This is a genomic window from Streptomyces sp. Tu 3180, assembly GCF_009852415.1.
GTDB lineage: Bacteria > Actinomycetota > Actinomycetes > Streptomycetales > Streptomycetaceae > Streptomyces.
In genome coordinates this window covers 8,044,612-8,059,613 of the sequence record NZ_WOXS01000002.1, presented here as the reverse complement: position 1 = coordinate 8,059,613, position 15,002 = coordinate 8,044,612, and the positions used below count along the sequence as shown (strand labels likewise).

The window sequence follows — 15,002 nt, the reverse complement described above, 5'->3', positions numbered from 1 at the left end:
GCCGGCTCCGGGGGCGAGCAGGGCGGCGTCCGTCCCGGCCTCGACGGAGGAGAGAGGAGGGGCAGCGTGTCCTCGACCCTGCGCGGGCCGGAGCGGCCGTCAGTCCGTCTGCACGGGGGTGTCGACGAACGCGACGGCCAGGTCGGACTCGATGCGGGCGGCGCAGGCGCGCAGCGCGGGGAGCATGGTGTCCCGGGTGTGTGCGGGCGGCTCCGGGCCGGCGTGCAGGGCGACGTTCACGGCTCCGACGGCTCGCCCGCCGCGGTCCCTGACCGGTACGGCCAGCGAGCGCAGTCCCACCTCCAGTTCCTGCTCGACCAGGGCGTGTCCCGCACGGGCGGCCCGGTCCAGGGCGGCGGCGAGCGCGTCGGGCGAGGTGAGCGTGTGCGGGGTGAGGGACCGGGGGCGCAGGGCACGGATCCGTTCCAGCCGGTCCGCCTCGGGCAGGTCCGCGAGCAGGACCCGGCCCATGGAGGTGGCGTACGCGGGCAACCGGGTGCCGGGCGTGATCCGGGCGCTGGTGATCTGTTCGGTGGCGGCCCGGGCCACATAGCGGACCTCGGCGCCGTCGAGGACCGCGAGTGAGGCCGACTCCTTCACCCGTTCGGCCAGTTCGGCCAGATGGGGCCGGGCGATGTCGGCGAGGGTGAGGGTGGACAGCCGTGCGTATCCCAGCTCCAGGACGCGCGGGGAGGGCAGGAAGCGGCGGCCGCGCTGTTCGACGTAACCGAGTTGACGCAGCGTCAGCAGATTGCGGCGGGTGCTGGGGTACGAGAGCCCGGCGGCCTCGGCCGCCTCGGCGAGGGCGAGGCCGCCGGGCCGCCGGCCGAGCGCGGTCAGCACGGCGAGGCCCCGGGCCAGCGCCTGGAGGAAGGACGGGCCCAGTTCCGGTTTGGCGTCGGTGTAGGCGGGGGCGGCAGGCGGCGGAGCGGCTGCCGCCGGGGTGCCGTACAGCTCGTCCGCGATGTCCCGGGCCGCCTGCGTCAACGCGGTCAGCGCGTGCTCGCGCAGTTCGCCGCCGCCGTGGCGGCCGGCGTGGGCGAGCACGCTGATCGCGCACACGGGCCGGCCGCCGGGGTCGCGCACGGGGACCGCCAGTGCGACCAGGCCCGGGGCGACCAGCTGGTCGTCCAGTGCCCAGCCGTTCGCCTCGGCCGCCGCGGTCCAGGCGGCGAACTCGGCCTCCGTCCGCTCGGGGAGGGGGGCGGTGCGACGCGTGGGGACGGCCGGGAACCCCGCGTCGAGGGGGTCGGCGGCACGGCGGGCCCGCCACGCGTCGTACGTCTCGGGCCGCCATCCGGCGGCGAGTACGGCACCGGCCGCGCAGCGCTCGGCGGGCAGCAGGTCACCGACGCGGAAGCCCAGGGGAATCACCCGGCCGGGCGGGACGGCCTTGCCGACGATGCGCGCGTCGCAGCCGTCGGGGACGATCGCCGAGACCGACTCGTCGAGGGTGCGGGTCAGCCGCTCCAGGTTCGGCCGCAGCGCGCGGGACAGGCCGCTCGCGTCCAGATAGGCGTTGCCGCATTCCATGAGGCGGGGGGCGAGCACGAGTTCGCGCCCCTCGGCGCGCAGGTAGCCGAGGTGGGTCAGGGTCGCGGTGATCCGGTCGACAGCCGAACGCGCCAGGCCGGTCGCGCGGGCGAGGTCGCCCGGGCGCATGGCGTGGGGGGCGTCGGCCATGACCCGCAGCACGGCGAGTCCGCGCTCCAGCGGGCCGGTGGCTTCCGCCCCGGAGTCCCCCGGCGAGAGGTCCGCCGTCACCGGCTCCTTCGGTGCCGCCCTCGAAACGCCCGGCGCCATGGCTTCTCCTTCCGCGCTTCCGCTTCCCGGCGCATCAGGCCGTTCCCGTCCTCCGGAGAACGCTACCGGCCATTGACAGCCGTCATGACGATCACGCAGACTCTGCCCACTCACTCAATGAATATAAGTTCACTCAGCGAAAAATCAGTGATCCGGTGTGCTGCGGGACGCACCCCGCCGGGCTGCCCCTCCTCCCTCACCTCCGCCCCCGTCCCCGAGGACTCCCATGAGCACTTCCGCCCGGAGCCGCGCGGATCTCGTCCGGCACGGCGCCTGCGAATGCGCGCTGACCACGGTGCTTCTCTTCGTCGTGGTGAGCCTGGTCCGCTGGCTGGCCCTGCCCGGCTCGCCGCTGGCGATCGGCGACCCGCACACCTTGTTCGCCGTCGCGGGAACCGCGGTCGCCGCGCTGATCGCGGCGTTGATGTACTCGCCGCCCGGCCGCATGTCGGGAGGCCACCTCCACCCCGGTGTCACCGTCTACCTGTGGGCGAGCGGCCTCTTCCCCGGCCGCGCGGTCCTCCCGTACGCCACCGCGCAGCTCGCCGGATCCGTGGCCGGGACCGCGCTGGCCGGGCTGGTGTGGGGCGAGGCCGTGCGCCGGATCGGATACGCGGCCGTGCACCCCGCGCCCGGGACCGGAGCGGTCGAGCTGTTCCTCATCGAGGGCTCCGCGCTCGCCGCGGTGTTCGTCGTGGTGACGCTGGCGATGGCCGGACCCGCCCCGGGGGCTCTGGTCCCGGCGGTCATCGGCCTCGGCGTGGGCGCCGTCATCGCGGCCCTGGGCACCGTGACCGGCGCGAGCATCAACCCGGCGCGCGCCTTCGGCCCGGCCCTGCTCTCCGGTACGTACGGGCACTTCTGGAACTACATGATCGCGCCGCTGGTCGCCCCGGCCCTCGTCGGCCTCGCCCACCGCGTCTGGCGCACCCGCCGGGCCGCCGTCCCCTCGCCCTCGCCCGTCCAGGTCTGATCCCGACCTCCCCACCCCAGGAGCACCCGTGTCCCTCTCCCGAGGACTGATCATCGACGGCCGGGAGGTCCCCGCCTCCTCCGGCCGCACCGCATCCGACGTCAACCCCTGGACCGGCGCCGTGTACGCGGAGGTCGCCGCAGGCACCCCGGACGACGTACGCCGTGCCGTGGACGCCGCCGACGCCGCGTTCGAGACCTGGGCCGCGACCAAGCCCGCCGAACGCCGCCGGATCCTCCTGCGCGCCGCGCAGCTGATGACCGAGCGCGCGGAGGAGGTCGTCCGGCTGATGGCGGCGGAGGTCGGTGGCGTCGCGCCCTGGGCGGGCTTCAACGCCCGGCTGGCCGCCGACATCCTGCTGGAGGCGGCGGCCGAGGTCAGCCGCCCGACCGGCCAGGTGCTCGCCACCGACGCCGACGGCGTCCACTCCGCCCAGGTGCGGGTGCCCAAGGGAGTGATCGCCGCGATCTCCCCCTGGAACGCGCCGGTCATCCTCGGCGTCCGCGCGGTCGCGATGCCGATCGCGATGGGCAACACCGTGGTGATGAAGCCCAGCGAGGACGCGCCGATCGCCTGCGGTCTGCTGATCTCGGACGTGCTGCACGAGGCCGGACTGCCCGCGGGTGTGCTCAACGTCGTCACCAACGACCGTGCCGACGCCGCCGAGGTGGTCTCCGCCCTGATCGCCGATCCCCGGGTGCGGATGGTCAACTTCACCGGCTCCACCGAGGTCGGCCGCACCATCGGCGTCCAGGCCGCCCGGCACCTCAAGCCCGCCGTGCTCGAACTCGGCGGCAAGAACGCCCTGCTGGTGCTGGAGGACGCGGACGTCGACTACGCGGTGGACGCCGCGGTCTTCGGCTCCTTCATGAACGCGGGCCAGATCTGCATGTGCGTGGACCGGGTCATCGTCCACCGTGCGGTCGCCGACGCGTTCACGGCCGGGTTCGCGGCCCGTGTCCGGGCACTGCCCTGCGGCGACCCGGCCGACCCCGGCACGGCGGTCGGCCCGGTCGTGAACGAGGCCGCCGCCCGCCGGGTCTCGGCCCTGGTCGCGGACGCGGTCTCCCAGGGCGCCGAACTGGCCGCCGGCACCGGTGAGATCGAGGAGCCGGGCACGCTGATCCGCCCGGTCGTCCTCACCGGGGTCACCAAGGAGATGAAGGTCTACTACGACGAGATCTTCGGTCCGGCGACCGTGGTCCACGTGGTCGACAGCGTCGACGAGGCCGTCGCGCTCGCCAACGACACCCCGTACGGGCTGACCGCGGGCGTCATCACCGAGAACCTGGCGAAGGGCCTGGAGGTCGCCGGCCGTCTGCGGACCGGCATCGTCCACGTCAACGACCAGTCCATCGCCGACGAACCGCAGGCCCCCTTCGGCGGCGTGAAGAACTCCGGCTACGGCCGCTTCGGCGGACAGGCCGGCGCCGAGGCCTTCACCGACACGCGCTGGGTCACCGCGCAGGCCGCGGGCCACGCGCACTTCCCGATCTGACGCGACGGGCACCCGGACGCGAACCCGGGTGCCCGCGCATCCGCCGGGCGTCGGAAAGGGAGCCGCCCCGGGCGGCTCCCGCGTGACGCCGGCGGCCCCGGGCGGCTCCCGCGTGGCACCGGACGACCCCGGCCGCGCCCCTGGGCGCGGCGGTCCCTGCCGGACGCCGTCGGCCCGGGGCCCGTGGCCGGGAACCATCCGGCCGGAACGACTCGTCATTGATCATTGCCGCCGCTCGGAACGAGCGGGGAACACCACGAGTGAAGCAACAGCGGGGGGATCTCATGAAGCGTGCGCCTGCGGCGAGAGCGGGCCTGGCGGCCATGGCGGTGCTGGCGGTGCTGACGGCCGGCGGCTGCCGGGAGGACGGTGCGGGGCTTCCCGTCGCCTCCCCGAGCGGGCAGGCATCCGAGCCCGCGTCGCCGACGCCTTCGGCGGAGCGGAGCGGTCCGCGCACCTTGGTCGACGCCCCCGAAGCGGGCGGCCTGGACAAGCTGACGGGGGACGGCGCCCTGACGGACGTCCCTGTCGACCCGGGCGAGATGCGGGACGGCATGACGCTGGTCACCGGCAACTACGGGGAGCCGGACGGACAGGGCGCGCCGGTGCTGTTCGAGGGCGTCGATCACGTGCCCGAGGACACCAACGAGCGCCGCGAGCACCTGTTCCGGGGCATGCTCGAGCACATCCGGTGGGACCCGGAACTGGGCCACCCCGAGGCTCAGCCGGTGGAGCCGGGACCGCTCGGCGGCTCGGTGGAGTGCCTGCTCGCCTCGCTGAGCGAGGACGGCAACGTCATCTGCGGCTGGGCCGACGAGGGCACGGCGGCCGTCGCGCTCTTCGAGAACAGCACGCCCGCCGATGCGGGGAAGCTCTTCGTCGAGATGCGCGGGGACCTGGAGCGCTGACGGCCGGGGAGGGAGGACGCGTCGCGGCCCCGCCCCCCTTTCACGAACGTGTGCGGCCCTTCGGGGCCGGCGGCCCCTCCCCCCCCCCCCGACGTCGCGATGCCGGGACGGGGGGGAGGAGAGACGTGGGGGAAAAGGACAACAGCGTCGCACGGTGACCGGCGGCCGTCGCCTCGAGGCCGACCCGTCCGGGTGTTCTCCTCCACGGACTGCACTCGTCCGGTTCAGCCGTGATGGCGGCGGGGCCGGGGCCCGCCGATGGTGGAACGGTAACCGGCGTTTCTGTCCGCCCTCCCGTCCCCTTCCGTAAGGAGCACCGTCATGTCCGAACGCAACACCCTCATCCGCAGCCTGCACGACGTGGGCCTGGCAGCCTGGTTCGGCGGGGCGCTGATGGGCGCGGTCGGTCTCAACGGGGCCGCCAAGGACGAGGGCGGGACGGAGCAGGCCACGGCACGGATCTCCTCGTCGGGATGGGCGAAGTGGACGCCGGTCAACGCCGCCGCCATCGGCGCGCACCTGTTCGGCGGCGGCGGGCTGCTCGTCGCGAACGCCCATCGGGTCGCCGCGCAGAGGGGGGTGGCCGCCTCCACCACGGCCAAGACCGTCGTCACCGCCGCGGCCCTGGCGGCCACCGCCTACGCCCGTGTCCTGGGCAAGAAGATCGAGCTGGCCGCCTCCTCCGACCCGCAGGACACCGAGAAGGCGGAACAGCACCCCATCGACCTCGGCAAGGCACGGCGGCAGCTGGCCTACGCGCAGTGGGCGGTGCCGGCCCTGACCGGCTGCCTGGTGGTGCTCAACGCCCTGCACGGTGAGCAGCAGCGCCCCGTCGAGCAGATGCCCGGCATGTGGGAGCGGGCCCGGTCCGCCGCCCCCTTCCTGCCGTAGGGCTGTCGCAGGGCTCCTGAGGACGGGACGCGTCGGCCGCCCGCCCCGGCGACCCGCGTGCGGTCGCCCGACGCGGGGGCGAGCACGGCCACTCCACCCGGACGGCGACCCCCGCACCGCCGTCGGGCGGGGCGATCCCGGCCCAGCCCGGTTCGTCCTTCCGGACCGGCCGACCGGGCGGGCCCTGAGGGAACCGCGCCGGCTCGTGGGCGTGCGGCGCGTCGGGAGCGGTCGCGGCCGGCGTGAAACGCAGCGGGGGCTTCACGCAGCGCCGCTGCCCCGTTCCACCGCCCGAAGGCCGGCTTCGCCGCCGGAAGGCCGGCCGCCGCTCCGTCGGCCGCCGCCGGTACCGCGCGGCGCCCCGCCCACGACGCCGCGCTCCGCCGGTCGCCGACGGGAACGGCGTCCCCTGCGGACTCTCGCACACCGCTTTCCTGCCCGGGCATCCACACGAGGTGTGATGTCACGGAAAGGGGCGACCAATGAGTGGAGCAGACCCACTCGAGGCGAGGAGTGCGCGCGTATGGGAACCGTCGTCCACGTCCCGCAGACCCGGGACATGATCGGGGACGAGCTCTCCGGTGACGAGGCGTTCGCCGCGCTGCGGCACTACGGGGGCCTGCGGCTGCTCACCGACTCCTTCGCCCGCTTCCGTTACGCGGACGGGTTCAGCAACGCCCGGGCGCTCGCCTTCCAGGTCGTCCTCGGCCTGGTGCCGTTCACCGTGGCGCTGGTGGGCCTGGCGACCTCGGTGCACACCGAGGGCGTGGGCCGGGTCATCGAGCTCACCCTCGGCCGGATCGTGCCCGGTGCCAGCGCCGACCTCGTCCAGGACGCCTTCGACGGGACGCGGCGCAGCGCCCACGGCGACATCGGGGCCACACTGGCCCTGTGGCTCGGTCTGGGTTTCGCCCTGCTGAACCTCGCCTCCGCCATGGGCCAGATCGAGCGGGGCGCCAACCGCATCTACGGCATCGAACGCGACCGTCCCTTCCCCCGTAAGTACGGCAGGGCCATCCTCCTCGCGCTCTCGGCCGGCCTGCCGCTGGTGCTCGGTTTCGTCGTGCTCGTCGCCGGCGACGCCGTCGGCGACGCGGTGGCCCGTGTGGTCGGAGGGCCGGGCAGCGGCACGGGGTGGTGGGGCGCGCTCGACCTGCCGGTGGGACTGGCGCTGGCGTGGGTCGCCTCCGCGGTGATCTTCCGCTGGTCGCCCCGACGGGTCCAGCCCGGCTACACGTGGCTGGCCTTCGGCTCGGCCATCCATCTCCTGCTGTGGGTCGCGGCGACCTGGCTGCTCGCGCTCTACGTCGAGGGGAGCGGCGCGTTCGGCGCCCTGTACGGGCCGCTCACCGCCTTCATCGCGCTGCTGCTGTGGGCCAACCTCACCGCCGTCGCCCTCTTCCTCGGTATCGCGTTCGCGGCCCAGTTGGAGGCGGCGCGCGCCGGTATCGACGCCGCGGTGCAGCCGGACCCCGGGCCGGGCCGCTGACCGGTGAGGAGGGCGCGCCGGCGCGCCGGACACACCCCGGGGCGGATCGTGGACGGCCGCCGCGACGCACGCGGTTGCGCGTGCCTCCCCCGGCCGGGCGATGAGGCCGAAGCCGACGGTCCGGGCCGGCGGGACGGGGTCAGCCGAGTGCTTCCCTCAGCCGGTCGCGGACCCGCTCCGCCTCCGCCGCGTCGGGGAAGCGTCCCGCCTGCCCCATGGCCACCTGCAGTGCCGGGCCGAAGGCGTCGAATCGGGCCATGTCCTCCTTCCCCACCGGCTGCACGACGAAGTGGAGGTGGCCGGGAACCCCGCCGGCGTGCGACCACAGGCACACGTACACCTGCTCCGGGGCCGTCACCTCGGTGACAGCCGCGCTCACCCGCCGCAGCAACGGCCCCGGTCCGCCGGACTCCGGTGAGGGCGGCCGAGGGCGGCCTGTTCCGTACCCTGGCGGCATGCGCATGCGCCCCACTCTGAGCTGGACCCCCACCGAGGACCTGCCGCCGGGCACCACGGACCTGGAACCGGTCGCCGACGCGCTGAGAACCGGCGGTGTGCTGGTGCTCAGCGGGGCGGGCATCTCCACGGAGTCGGGCATCCCCGACTACCGGGGCGAGGGCGGGAGCCTGAGCCGGCACACCCCGATGACCTACCAGGACTTCACCTCCAGCGCCCGGGCCCGGCGCCGGTACTGGGCGCGCAGCCACCTCGGCTGGCGCACCTTCGGCCGCGCCCGCCCCAACGCCGGGCACCGGGCCGTGGCCGCGTTCGGACGGCACGGTCTGCTCTCGGGTGTGATCACCCAGAACGTCGACGGCCTGCACCAGGCCGCCGGCAGCGAGGACGTCGTGGAACTCCACGGAAGCCTGGCCCGGGTCGTCTGCCTCTCCTGCGGCACCCTGAGCCCGCGCCGTGAACTCGCCCGGCGGCTGGAGGAGGCCAACGCGGGCTTCGAACCGGTGGCCGCGGGGATCAACCCGGACGGTGACGCCGACCTGACCGACGAACAGGTCGGCGACTTCCGTGTGGTGCCCTGCGCGGTCTGCGGCGGCATCCTCAAACCGGACGTGGTGTTCTTCGGCGAGACCGTCCCGCCGCGACGGGTCGAGCACTGCCGCCGGCTGGTCAGCGAGGCGGCCTCGCTGCTGGTCCTGGGCTCCTCGCTGACGGTGATGTCCGGGCTCCGGTTCGTCCGTCAGGCGGCCCAGGCCGGCAAGCCGGTACTGGTCGTCAACCGGGACCCGACCCGGGGCGACCGGCACGCGCTCACCCGGGTCGCCCTCCCCCTGGGAACGGCCCTCACCACCGTGGCCGACCGGCTGGGCGTCCCCCTCTAGGTAGACTGGTCTACCTAGAGGGAAAGAGAGGACGTCATGAGCGAGACCGGCGCCGCGGCTTCGAGGCCCGGCACGCGGCGGGGAGCCGCGCGGGAGAAGCTGCTCGCCGCCGCCGCGCGCCGCTTCTACGCGGACGGGGTGGCCGCCACGGGCATCGACACGATCACCGCCGAGGCGGGCGTGGCGAAGATGAGCCTGTACAACAACTTCTCCTCCAAGGCCGACCTGGTGCGGGCCTACCTCGACGCGCGGCACGAGGAGTGGCTGGACCTGTACCGGCGGCGCCTGGAGGAGGCCCGGGACGCGCGGGGCGGGGTACTGGCCGTCTTCGACGCCTACGCCGATCATGCCGCCTTCGCCTACGAGCACGGGTTCCGGGGGTGCGGCCTGCTGAACGCGGCCGCCGAACTGCCCGCCGGGGACGAGGGCCGGGCCGTGGTGCGCCGGCACAAGGAGGAGGTCGAGTCCCTGCTCGCCGGGCACGTCGGGGAACTACTGCCCGGGCGGCCGGAGGAGGCCCGCACGGTGGCGGAGCACCTGGCGTTCCTGCTGGAGGGCGCGATGGCCCGCGCCGGCCTGGAGGGCGCGGGCACGCGCCTGGAACACGCCCGGGCGATGGCGGCCGACCTGCTGGACCGGCTGTGACGCGGCCCGTTGGACGCGCGGCCGGTTCGGTGGGCACGGGCTCGCTGTGCGTGCTCCTGGCGTCGGTGCTGTGGGGCACCACGGGCACCGCCGCGACCTTCGCCCCCGCGGTGGGGCCCCTCGCGATCGGGGCCGTCGCCATGGGCCTGGGCGGACTGCTCCAGGCCCTCGTGGCCGCCCCCCGCATCCGCCGGGAAACGGCCGCGCTGCGTGCGCAACGCGGCGTGCTGCTGCTCGGCGCCCTGTCGGTGGGGGCCTATCCCCTGGCGTTCTACTCCTCCATGCACCTGGCCGGGGTCGCCGCCGGGACGGTGGTGTCGATCGGCTCGGCCCCCCTCGCCTCGGCCGTGATCGAGCGCGCGGTGGACGGACGCCGCCTGACGCGCCGCTGGACGATCGGCGCCGCCCTGGGCCTGTCCGGCACGGTGCTGCTGTGCGCGGCGGAAACGGCCGATCCGCGTTCCGGTCCCGGCGCCCACTCCGCGGGGGCGACCGCGCTCGGCATGGCACTGGGCCTGGTGGCCGGTTTCACCTACGCCCTGTACTCCTGGGCCGCCCACCGCCTGATCAGCCGCGGCGCCGGCTCCGGCGCGGCCATGGGGAGCGTCTTCGGACTGGGCGGACTGCTGCTCATGCCGGTGCTGCTGGCCACCGGCGCGCCGCTCCTCGACTCCTGGACCAACACGGCCGTCGGCGTCTACATGGCCCTGGTGCCCATGTTCATCGGGTACGTCCTGTTCGGCTGGGGGCTGGCGCACGTCCCCGCGAGCACCGCGACCACGCTGTCGCTGCTGGAGCCCGCCGTCGCGGCCGTACTCGCCGTACTGGTCGTCGGTGAGCGCCTGCCCCCGTCCGGATGGGCCGGCATCGCCCTGGTCGTCGGCTGCCTCGCCGTGCTCACCACACCGGCGCGCACCGCTCCGAAGGGCCGGGCGGCCACCGCGGAGCCCGGTACCGGCGCCCTGCGGGACGGCGCGGTCCAACCGGATCGCACTCCCCGCCCGGACACCGCGGCGGACGCATCGGCGACCGAACCCGAACGAGCCCTCCCGACCTGACCACAGCACCGTCCGGGACGTCCGGACTCCGACGGCGGGGCAGTCCCACGGGTGAGGGTCGCGGGCGGCGGCGGGACCGGCGCGGGCGCCGCCCGCGACACCGCCTCCGGCCGGCCGGGTCCGGGCGCCCTCGACGCGCCGAACACGCTGGTCACAGCCATGCGCCCGCCGACCGCCGGTCCGGACGCACCACCCCGGGCCGGCAAAACAAACATTCTGGAAAAAGTGGACATCGCTGCGTACGATGGCATGCAACCTCTGCCGGGTCCGCGGCACCGCCATGTGCCGAACCGCCTTCTGGATCACTTGAGACGAGAACCGGCAGAGGTAGACGATGACCGACGTCCACGAACACGCAGCTACGTACGACTGGCGCGATGAGGCCGCATGCGTCGGTGAGGATCCCGAGATCTTCTTCCCGCTGTCCGACTCGGCCGCTCCCGGGTCGGAGGCCTCCCTGGCCCGGGCGATATGCCGACGATGTCCCGTGCTCCTCGACTGCCGCACCTGGGCGATCGAGCGCGGTGAGGACGACGGCATCTGGGGGGCCACCACGGCCGCCCAACGACGAGCCGTCCGGCGTGCCGCAACGGATGATCAGTACACCGCCCCCGCGGCACGACCGGCGCCCGGACGCCGCCGTGACGCCCGTCCCGGCGGCGTCGACGACTCCGACACCGGCGACGACGGCTGGCGATCTTCCACGATCCGTTCGGCACGATCCGTCTCCACCACCCGCTTCTCCTGACCGGTCCGACGACCGACCGGCCACGCGGGAGGTGGTGCCAGGAGCGGCGCGACGTGTCGTCGCGCCGCGTCATGCCCCCCGTACGGTCGCGGCCTTCCTCGGGCCCGGTGCCTTTCGCCCCACCGGGGCGTCGGTGTGCGACCGGTGGCCGGCCGCCACGGCACGGGGCCGACGGCGCACCGTCGGCCCCGTGCCGGTGCCGGGCGAAGACCGCTCCGGCGTCCGGTGAACGCCGGGTGAGCGGCCCGGCCCGAGGGGTGTTCCGGCCCATCGGTAGCCTGCGTCGTCATGATGCGCGCCTGGATCCCGCCGATGCTGTTCGTCCTCTGCGGCTCAGTCGTCGCGACGGGGCTGCTCTCCAGGGGGAGCCCCGGCGCGGCCGCAGCACTCCTGCTGGTGTTCGTGCTGCTCGCGGGCGTGAACCCGCCTCTGGTCCTCCCGAGGTCGATCAGTGCGCTGGAGGCGCGACGCCGCAGCGCGGCCGACGGCCGGCCCGTCGTCTTCTGGCGACCGGGCTGCACGTACTGTCTGCGACTGCGCATCCGGTTGGGCCGGAGCGCCCGCCGGCTGCACTGGGTCGACATCCGGCGCGACCCGGCCGCAGCGGCCGCGGTGAGGGCCGCCGCCGACGGCAACGAGACCGTGCCCACCGTCGTCGTGGCGGGTCGGCCGCACGTCAACCCCGACCCTGACTGGGTGCGCGAACAGCTCTCCCCTTCCGGGTGATCGGGAGCGGTCCGGACGGCCCGGCCGCGGAGGTGTTCCGACGCGCCCTCGACGCCCCGCTGCCCGCCGACCGGCGCGGGACGCCGTCCTGGGGTGAAGTCGTCATGGCGCTCGTGTGCGTCGCGTACGTCACGTGCCGGGGGATCGGGGACGCGGGTGAGCGCGTCCCCGGCTTCCCGCCGGTGAGGGCGCGGTTCCCCGCGGGCGTCCCGTCTCCTGTCAGCCCAGGTCGCTGATCAGCCAGCCCTGGGAACGGCGCACCAGACGGAGGGGGTCCGGATCCTCGTCGGTCATGCCCTCCGTGCCCGCGAGGCCCTTCAGGTCCGCGTCCTGGACCACGGCCTGGTCTCCGGTGACGGTCGCCCTGCTCACGGTTATCGACCGGAACCTCTGCAGCTCCTCGTCGTCGAACTGCGAGGTCAGCGCGGTGAAAACCTCCGGGCAGGGCTGGTTGAAGGCGAGCAGGTCGGCCATCGCCTCGCGTCGCGCCTCGCCGGTGAGCAGGCCGCACGCCGTGGCTCCGTCTCCGTCGGCGACCGCCCTGTACCAGCCGGTGACGGCGTCGCGGACCCCCTCCTCTCCCCCGGCGGCGCCGGGCAGCGGAGGCTCGCCGGGGTCGGCCGTCGGGGCCGTCGACGTCGGCGCGGGGCCGCTCGAGGAGGGGCCGGCCGGCTTGCCGGCGGTGGGCCGTGCCCCCTCGCCGCCGTCGTCGCTTCCGCAGGAGACGAGAGCGAGGGCGGCGACTGACGCCCACACAAAACTGGTCTTGCGTTTCACGGTTCCCCCATGCGACGGCAGGCCGGTGGTCGGCCGCAGTCTAGAAGGGACACCCCGGCCCGCGTAATGACCCCGGAGCGGGCCGCCGTGTCACGACGGCCGGCGTCTTCCCCCGGATCTCGTCGACCGGTCCCGCGAGCAGCGCCCCACCGGCCATGATGATCAGTCGAGCGGGACGGCTGCGGAGCCCCCGCGGATGCTGACCACCGATGTCTCCAGAGGGAATGAATGCCACGCATAGGGGTTTACCTCGCGCACCCACGGCCCGGCAGTTTCAATCACGCGGTGTTCGATGCCGTGGTGCACCAGCTGCGCGACCTCGGATGCGAGGTCCTCGCGCACGACCTCTGCGCCGAGGGATTCGCGCCCGAACTGTCCGCCGACGAGACGGAGACGGTCCGGCCCGCCACGGACGCCCACGATCCGCAGGTGGCGCTGCACCGGTCCGAGGTGGCCGCACTCGATGCCATGGTGTTCGTCCACCCCAACTGGTGGGGCATGCCGCCCGCGGTCCTCGCGGGCTGGATGCAGCGTGTGTTCGTGCCCGGCGTCGCCTACAAACTGGGGACGGCGGAGGGAAAGCCCGAAGGGCTGCTGAAAGCCGGCCGGGCCCTCGTCCTGAACACCTCCGACACCCCCGCCGACCGCGAGGAGGCCGAGTTCGGGGACCCTCTGCACAGGATCTGGTCGGCCTGCGTCCTGCCGTACGTGGGAGTGGCCGACGTCCGCCGGGTCGTCTTCCGGACGGTCACCGACTCCTCCCGTGAAACCCGCGCCTCCTGGTTGCGGGAGGCACGTCACCACGCCGCCGCGCTGCTGGTCTGAGCTGTACGGCGGGGTGCGCACCTCCGCGCGTACCGGGCCGGCGCCCGGGCGCGATCGGCCCTCGGTGGACGGAGGGCCGCCGGCGGACCGGGGAGGGCTCGCGGCCGTCCTCGGCCTACCGGGTGAAACGTACGGGCAGGCCGCGCGGACCGCGGATCATCATTCCCGGCCGCCAGGTGATCGCCGCCGGATGGACGTCCAGGGTCAGGTCGGGACAGCGCTCCAGCAGCGTCCTGACGGCGATCCGTGCCTCCAGGCGTGCCAGCGGAGCCCCCAGGCAGTGGTGGATGCCGTGGCCGAACGCCACATGGCCCCGGGCGTCACGGGAGATGTCGAAACGGTCGGGCGCGGGGAAGCGGGCGGGGTCGCGGTTGGCGTCGGCCATCGCGATCAGGACGAGTTCGCCGCCTCCCGGGACGACCGTGTCGCCGATCGTCACCGGCCCGGTGGTGAAGCGGAACGTGGGGGTCTCCACGGGGCCCTCGTAGCGGAGCATCTCCTCGACCGCGGCGTCGATCAGGGAGAGGTCCGCGCGCAGGGCGGCCAACTGCTCCGGATGGGTGAGCAGGGCGAGGACTCCGTTGGAGATGAGGTTCACGGTGGTCTCGTGGCCGGCCACGAGCAGCAGCCAGGCCATGCCCAGGAGTTCCTCGCGGGACAGCCGGTCGCCGTCCTCGTCGGAGTCGTGGATCAGCGCGCTCATGAGGTCGTCGCCGGGCCGCTTCCGCTTGCCCTCCACCAGGTCCGCCATGTACTGCGCCATCGAGGTCGCCGCGGCCTTGCGCTCTTCGGGGTCGACGGCGCCGAGGGCGTCGTTCGACCAGGTCCTGAAGGACTCGCGGTCCAGGTCCGGTACGCCGAGGAGTTCGCAGATCACGGATATCGGCAACGGGAAGGACAGCGCCTCGACGAGGTCGGCGCGCCCGTCGGGGGCGGCGAGCATCCGGTCCAGCAGCGCGTCGGTGGTCTTCTGGATGCCCGGGGCGAGTCCCTCCACCCGGCGCGCGGTGAACTCCCGGGCGACCAGTTTGCGCAGCCGCGTGTGGTCCGGCGGGTCGGCCCTGAGCATGTGCGGGCCGGAGGAGACGGCGCCCAGCGGCAGGGAGGGGGACGCCTTGCTCCAGTCCTTCGAGAGCCCGGGGTCGGCGAGTGCGGCACGCCCGGCCTCGTATCCGACGACGAGCCAGGCTTCCGCACCCCCTTCCGGCATCCGGATGCGGTGCACCGGCCCCCGGGCCCGTAATCCGGCGTACACGGGATAGGGGTCGCGGGTGAAGGACTCGCCCAGTGCGGCGAGATCGATGATGCTCATGGGGCTGCCATC

General features: G+C 74.3%; 15 protein-coding genes. 11 read left to right on the top strand and 4 right to left on the bottom strand.

The genetic code is table 11. The features are described from left to right. Positions 1 to 99 precede the first annotated feature (99 nt). Positions 100 to 1,803 (bottom strand): IclR family transcriptional regulator C-terminal domain-containing protein, encoded by a 1,704-nt coding sequence (locus tag GL259_RS36245; protein ID WP_159537893.1) that lies wholly within the window; start codon positions 1,801 to 1,803, stop codon positions 100 to 102. Positions 1,804 to 2,029: 226 nt separating this feature from the next. Between GL259_RS36245 and GL259_RS36240 the strand changes: the two genes are divergently transcribed. From GL259_RS36240 to GL259_RS36220, 5 genes are all read left to right on the top strand, one after another. Further along, positions 2,030 to 2,776, top strand: coding sequence for an aquaporin (locus GL259_RS36240; protein WP_159537891.1), 747 nt, complete (start codon positions 2,030 to 2,032; stop codon positions 2,774 to 2,776). Between the two features lie 28 nt (positions 2,777 to 2,804). After that, positions 2,805 to 4,274, top strand: a complete 1,470-nt coding sequence (locus tag GL259_RS36235; RefSeq protein WP_159537889.1) for an aldehyde dehydrogenase family protein — start codon at positions 2,805 to 2,807, stop codon at positions 4,272 to 4,274. 284 nt (positions 4,275 to 4,558) lie between these two features. After that, the gene (locus GL259_RS36230; protein ID WP_243762496.1) at positions 4,559 to 5,182 is read left to right on the top strand and encodes a hypothetical protein; all 624 of its coding nucleotides are present in this window, start codon (positions 4,559 to 4,561) and stop codon (positions 5,180 to 5,182) included. A gap of 321 nt (positions 5,183 to 5,503) precedes the next feature. Next, the gene (locus tag GL259_RS36225; protein ID WP_159537887.1) at positions 5,504 to 6,073 is read left to right on the top strand and encodes a hypothetical protein; all 570 of its coding nucleotides are present in this window, start codon (positions 5,504 to 5,506) and stop codon (positions 6,071 to 6,073) included. A gap of 523 nt (positions 6,074 to 6,596) precedes the next feature. Next, complete coding sequence (locus tag GL259_RS36220; protein ID WP_159537885.1) at positions 6,597 to 7,562, top strand: YihY/virulence factor BrkB family protein; 966 nt, start codon at positions 6,597 to 6,599, stop codon at positions 7,560 to 7,562. A 139-nt stretch (positions 7,563 to 7,701) separates the two neighbouring features. Here the strand turns inward: GL259_RS36220 and GL259_RS36215 are convergent, their stop codons facing one another. Next, a complete protein-coding gene (locus tag GL259_RS36215; protein WP_208026565.1) occupies positions 7,702 to 7,941 on the bottom strand; it encodes a hypothetical protein in 240 nt (79 codons plus the stop codon). A gap of 76 nt (positions 7,942 to 8,017) precedes the next feature. Between GL259_RS36215 and GL259_RS36210 the strand changes: the two genes are divergently transcribed. From GL259_RS36210 to GL259_RS36190, 5 genes are all read left to right on the top strand, one after another. Continuing rightward, positions 8,018 to 8,899, top strand: coding sequence for an NAD-dependent protein deacetylase (locus tag GL259_RS36210; RefSeq protein WP_159537883.1), 882 nt, complete (start codon positions 8,018 to 8,020; stop codon positions 8,897 to 8,899). A gap of 36 nt (positions 8,900 to 8,935) precedes the next feature. Then, positions 8,936 to 9,544, top strand: coding sequence for a TetR/AcrR family transcriptional regulator (locus GL259_RS36205; protein ID WP_159537881.1), 609 nt, complete (start codon positions 8,936 to 8,938; stop codon positions 9,542 to 9,544). Further along, the gene (locus tag GL259_RS36200) at positions 9,541 to 10,602 is read left to right on the top strand and encodes an EamA family transporter (protein ID WP_243762495.1); all 1,062 of its coding nucleotides are present in this window, start codon (positions 9,541 to 9,543) and stop codon (positions 10,600 to 10,602) included. Before GL259_RS36205 ends, GL259_RS36200 begins: the two co-directional genes overlap by 4 nt. Positions 10,603 to 10,936: 334 nt before the next feature. Continuing rightward, positions 10,937 to 11,350: a WhiB family transcriptional regulator gene (locus GL259_RS36195; protein WP_159537879.1), complete on the top strand. Its 414-nt coding sequence runs from the start codon at positions 10,937 to 10,939 to the stop codon at positions 11,348 to 11,350. A gap of 288 nt (positions 11,351 to 11,638) precedes the next feature. Next, on the top strand, positions 11,639 to 12,076 hold the full coding sequence (locus tag GL259_RS36190; protein ID WP_159537877.1) for a glutaredoxin domain-containing protein: 438 nt from the start codon (positions 11,639 to 11,641) through the stop codon (positions 12,074 to 12,076). 219 nt (positions 12,077 to 12,295) lie between these two features. Here the strand turns inward: GL259_RS36190 and GL259_RS36185 are convergent, their stop codons facing one another. Continuing rightward, positions 12,296 to 12,853 carry a hypothetical protein gene (locus GL259_RS36185; protein WP_159537875.1) on the bottom strand — a complete coding sequence of 186 codons (558 nt, stop codon included), beginning with the start codon at positions 12,851 to 12,853 and terminating at the stop codon, positions 12,296 to 12,298. A 228-nt stretch (positions 12,854 to 13,081) separates the two neighbouring features. Here GL259_RS36185 and GL259_RS36180 point away from each other — a divergent pair, with 228 nt between their 5' ends. Then, the gene (locus tag GL259_RS36180; RefSeq protein WP_159537873.1) at positions 13,082 to 13,678 is read left to right on the top strand and encodes an NAD(P)H-dependent oxidoreductase; all 597 of its coding nucleotides are present in this window, start codon (positions 13,082 to 13,084) and stop codon (positions 13,676 to 13,678) included. A 115-nt stretch (positions 13,679 to 13,793) separates the two neighbouring features. Here GL259_RS36180 and GL259_RS36175 read toward each other — a convergent pair whose 3' ends face one another. Continuing rightward, positions 13,794 to 14,990, bottom strand: a complete 1,197-nt coding sequence (locus GL259_RS36175; RefSeq protein ID WP_159537870.1) for a cytochrome P450 — start codon at positions 14,988 to 14,990, stop codon at positions 13,794 to 13,796. Positions 14,991 to 15,002: the final 12 nt, after the last annotated feature.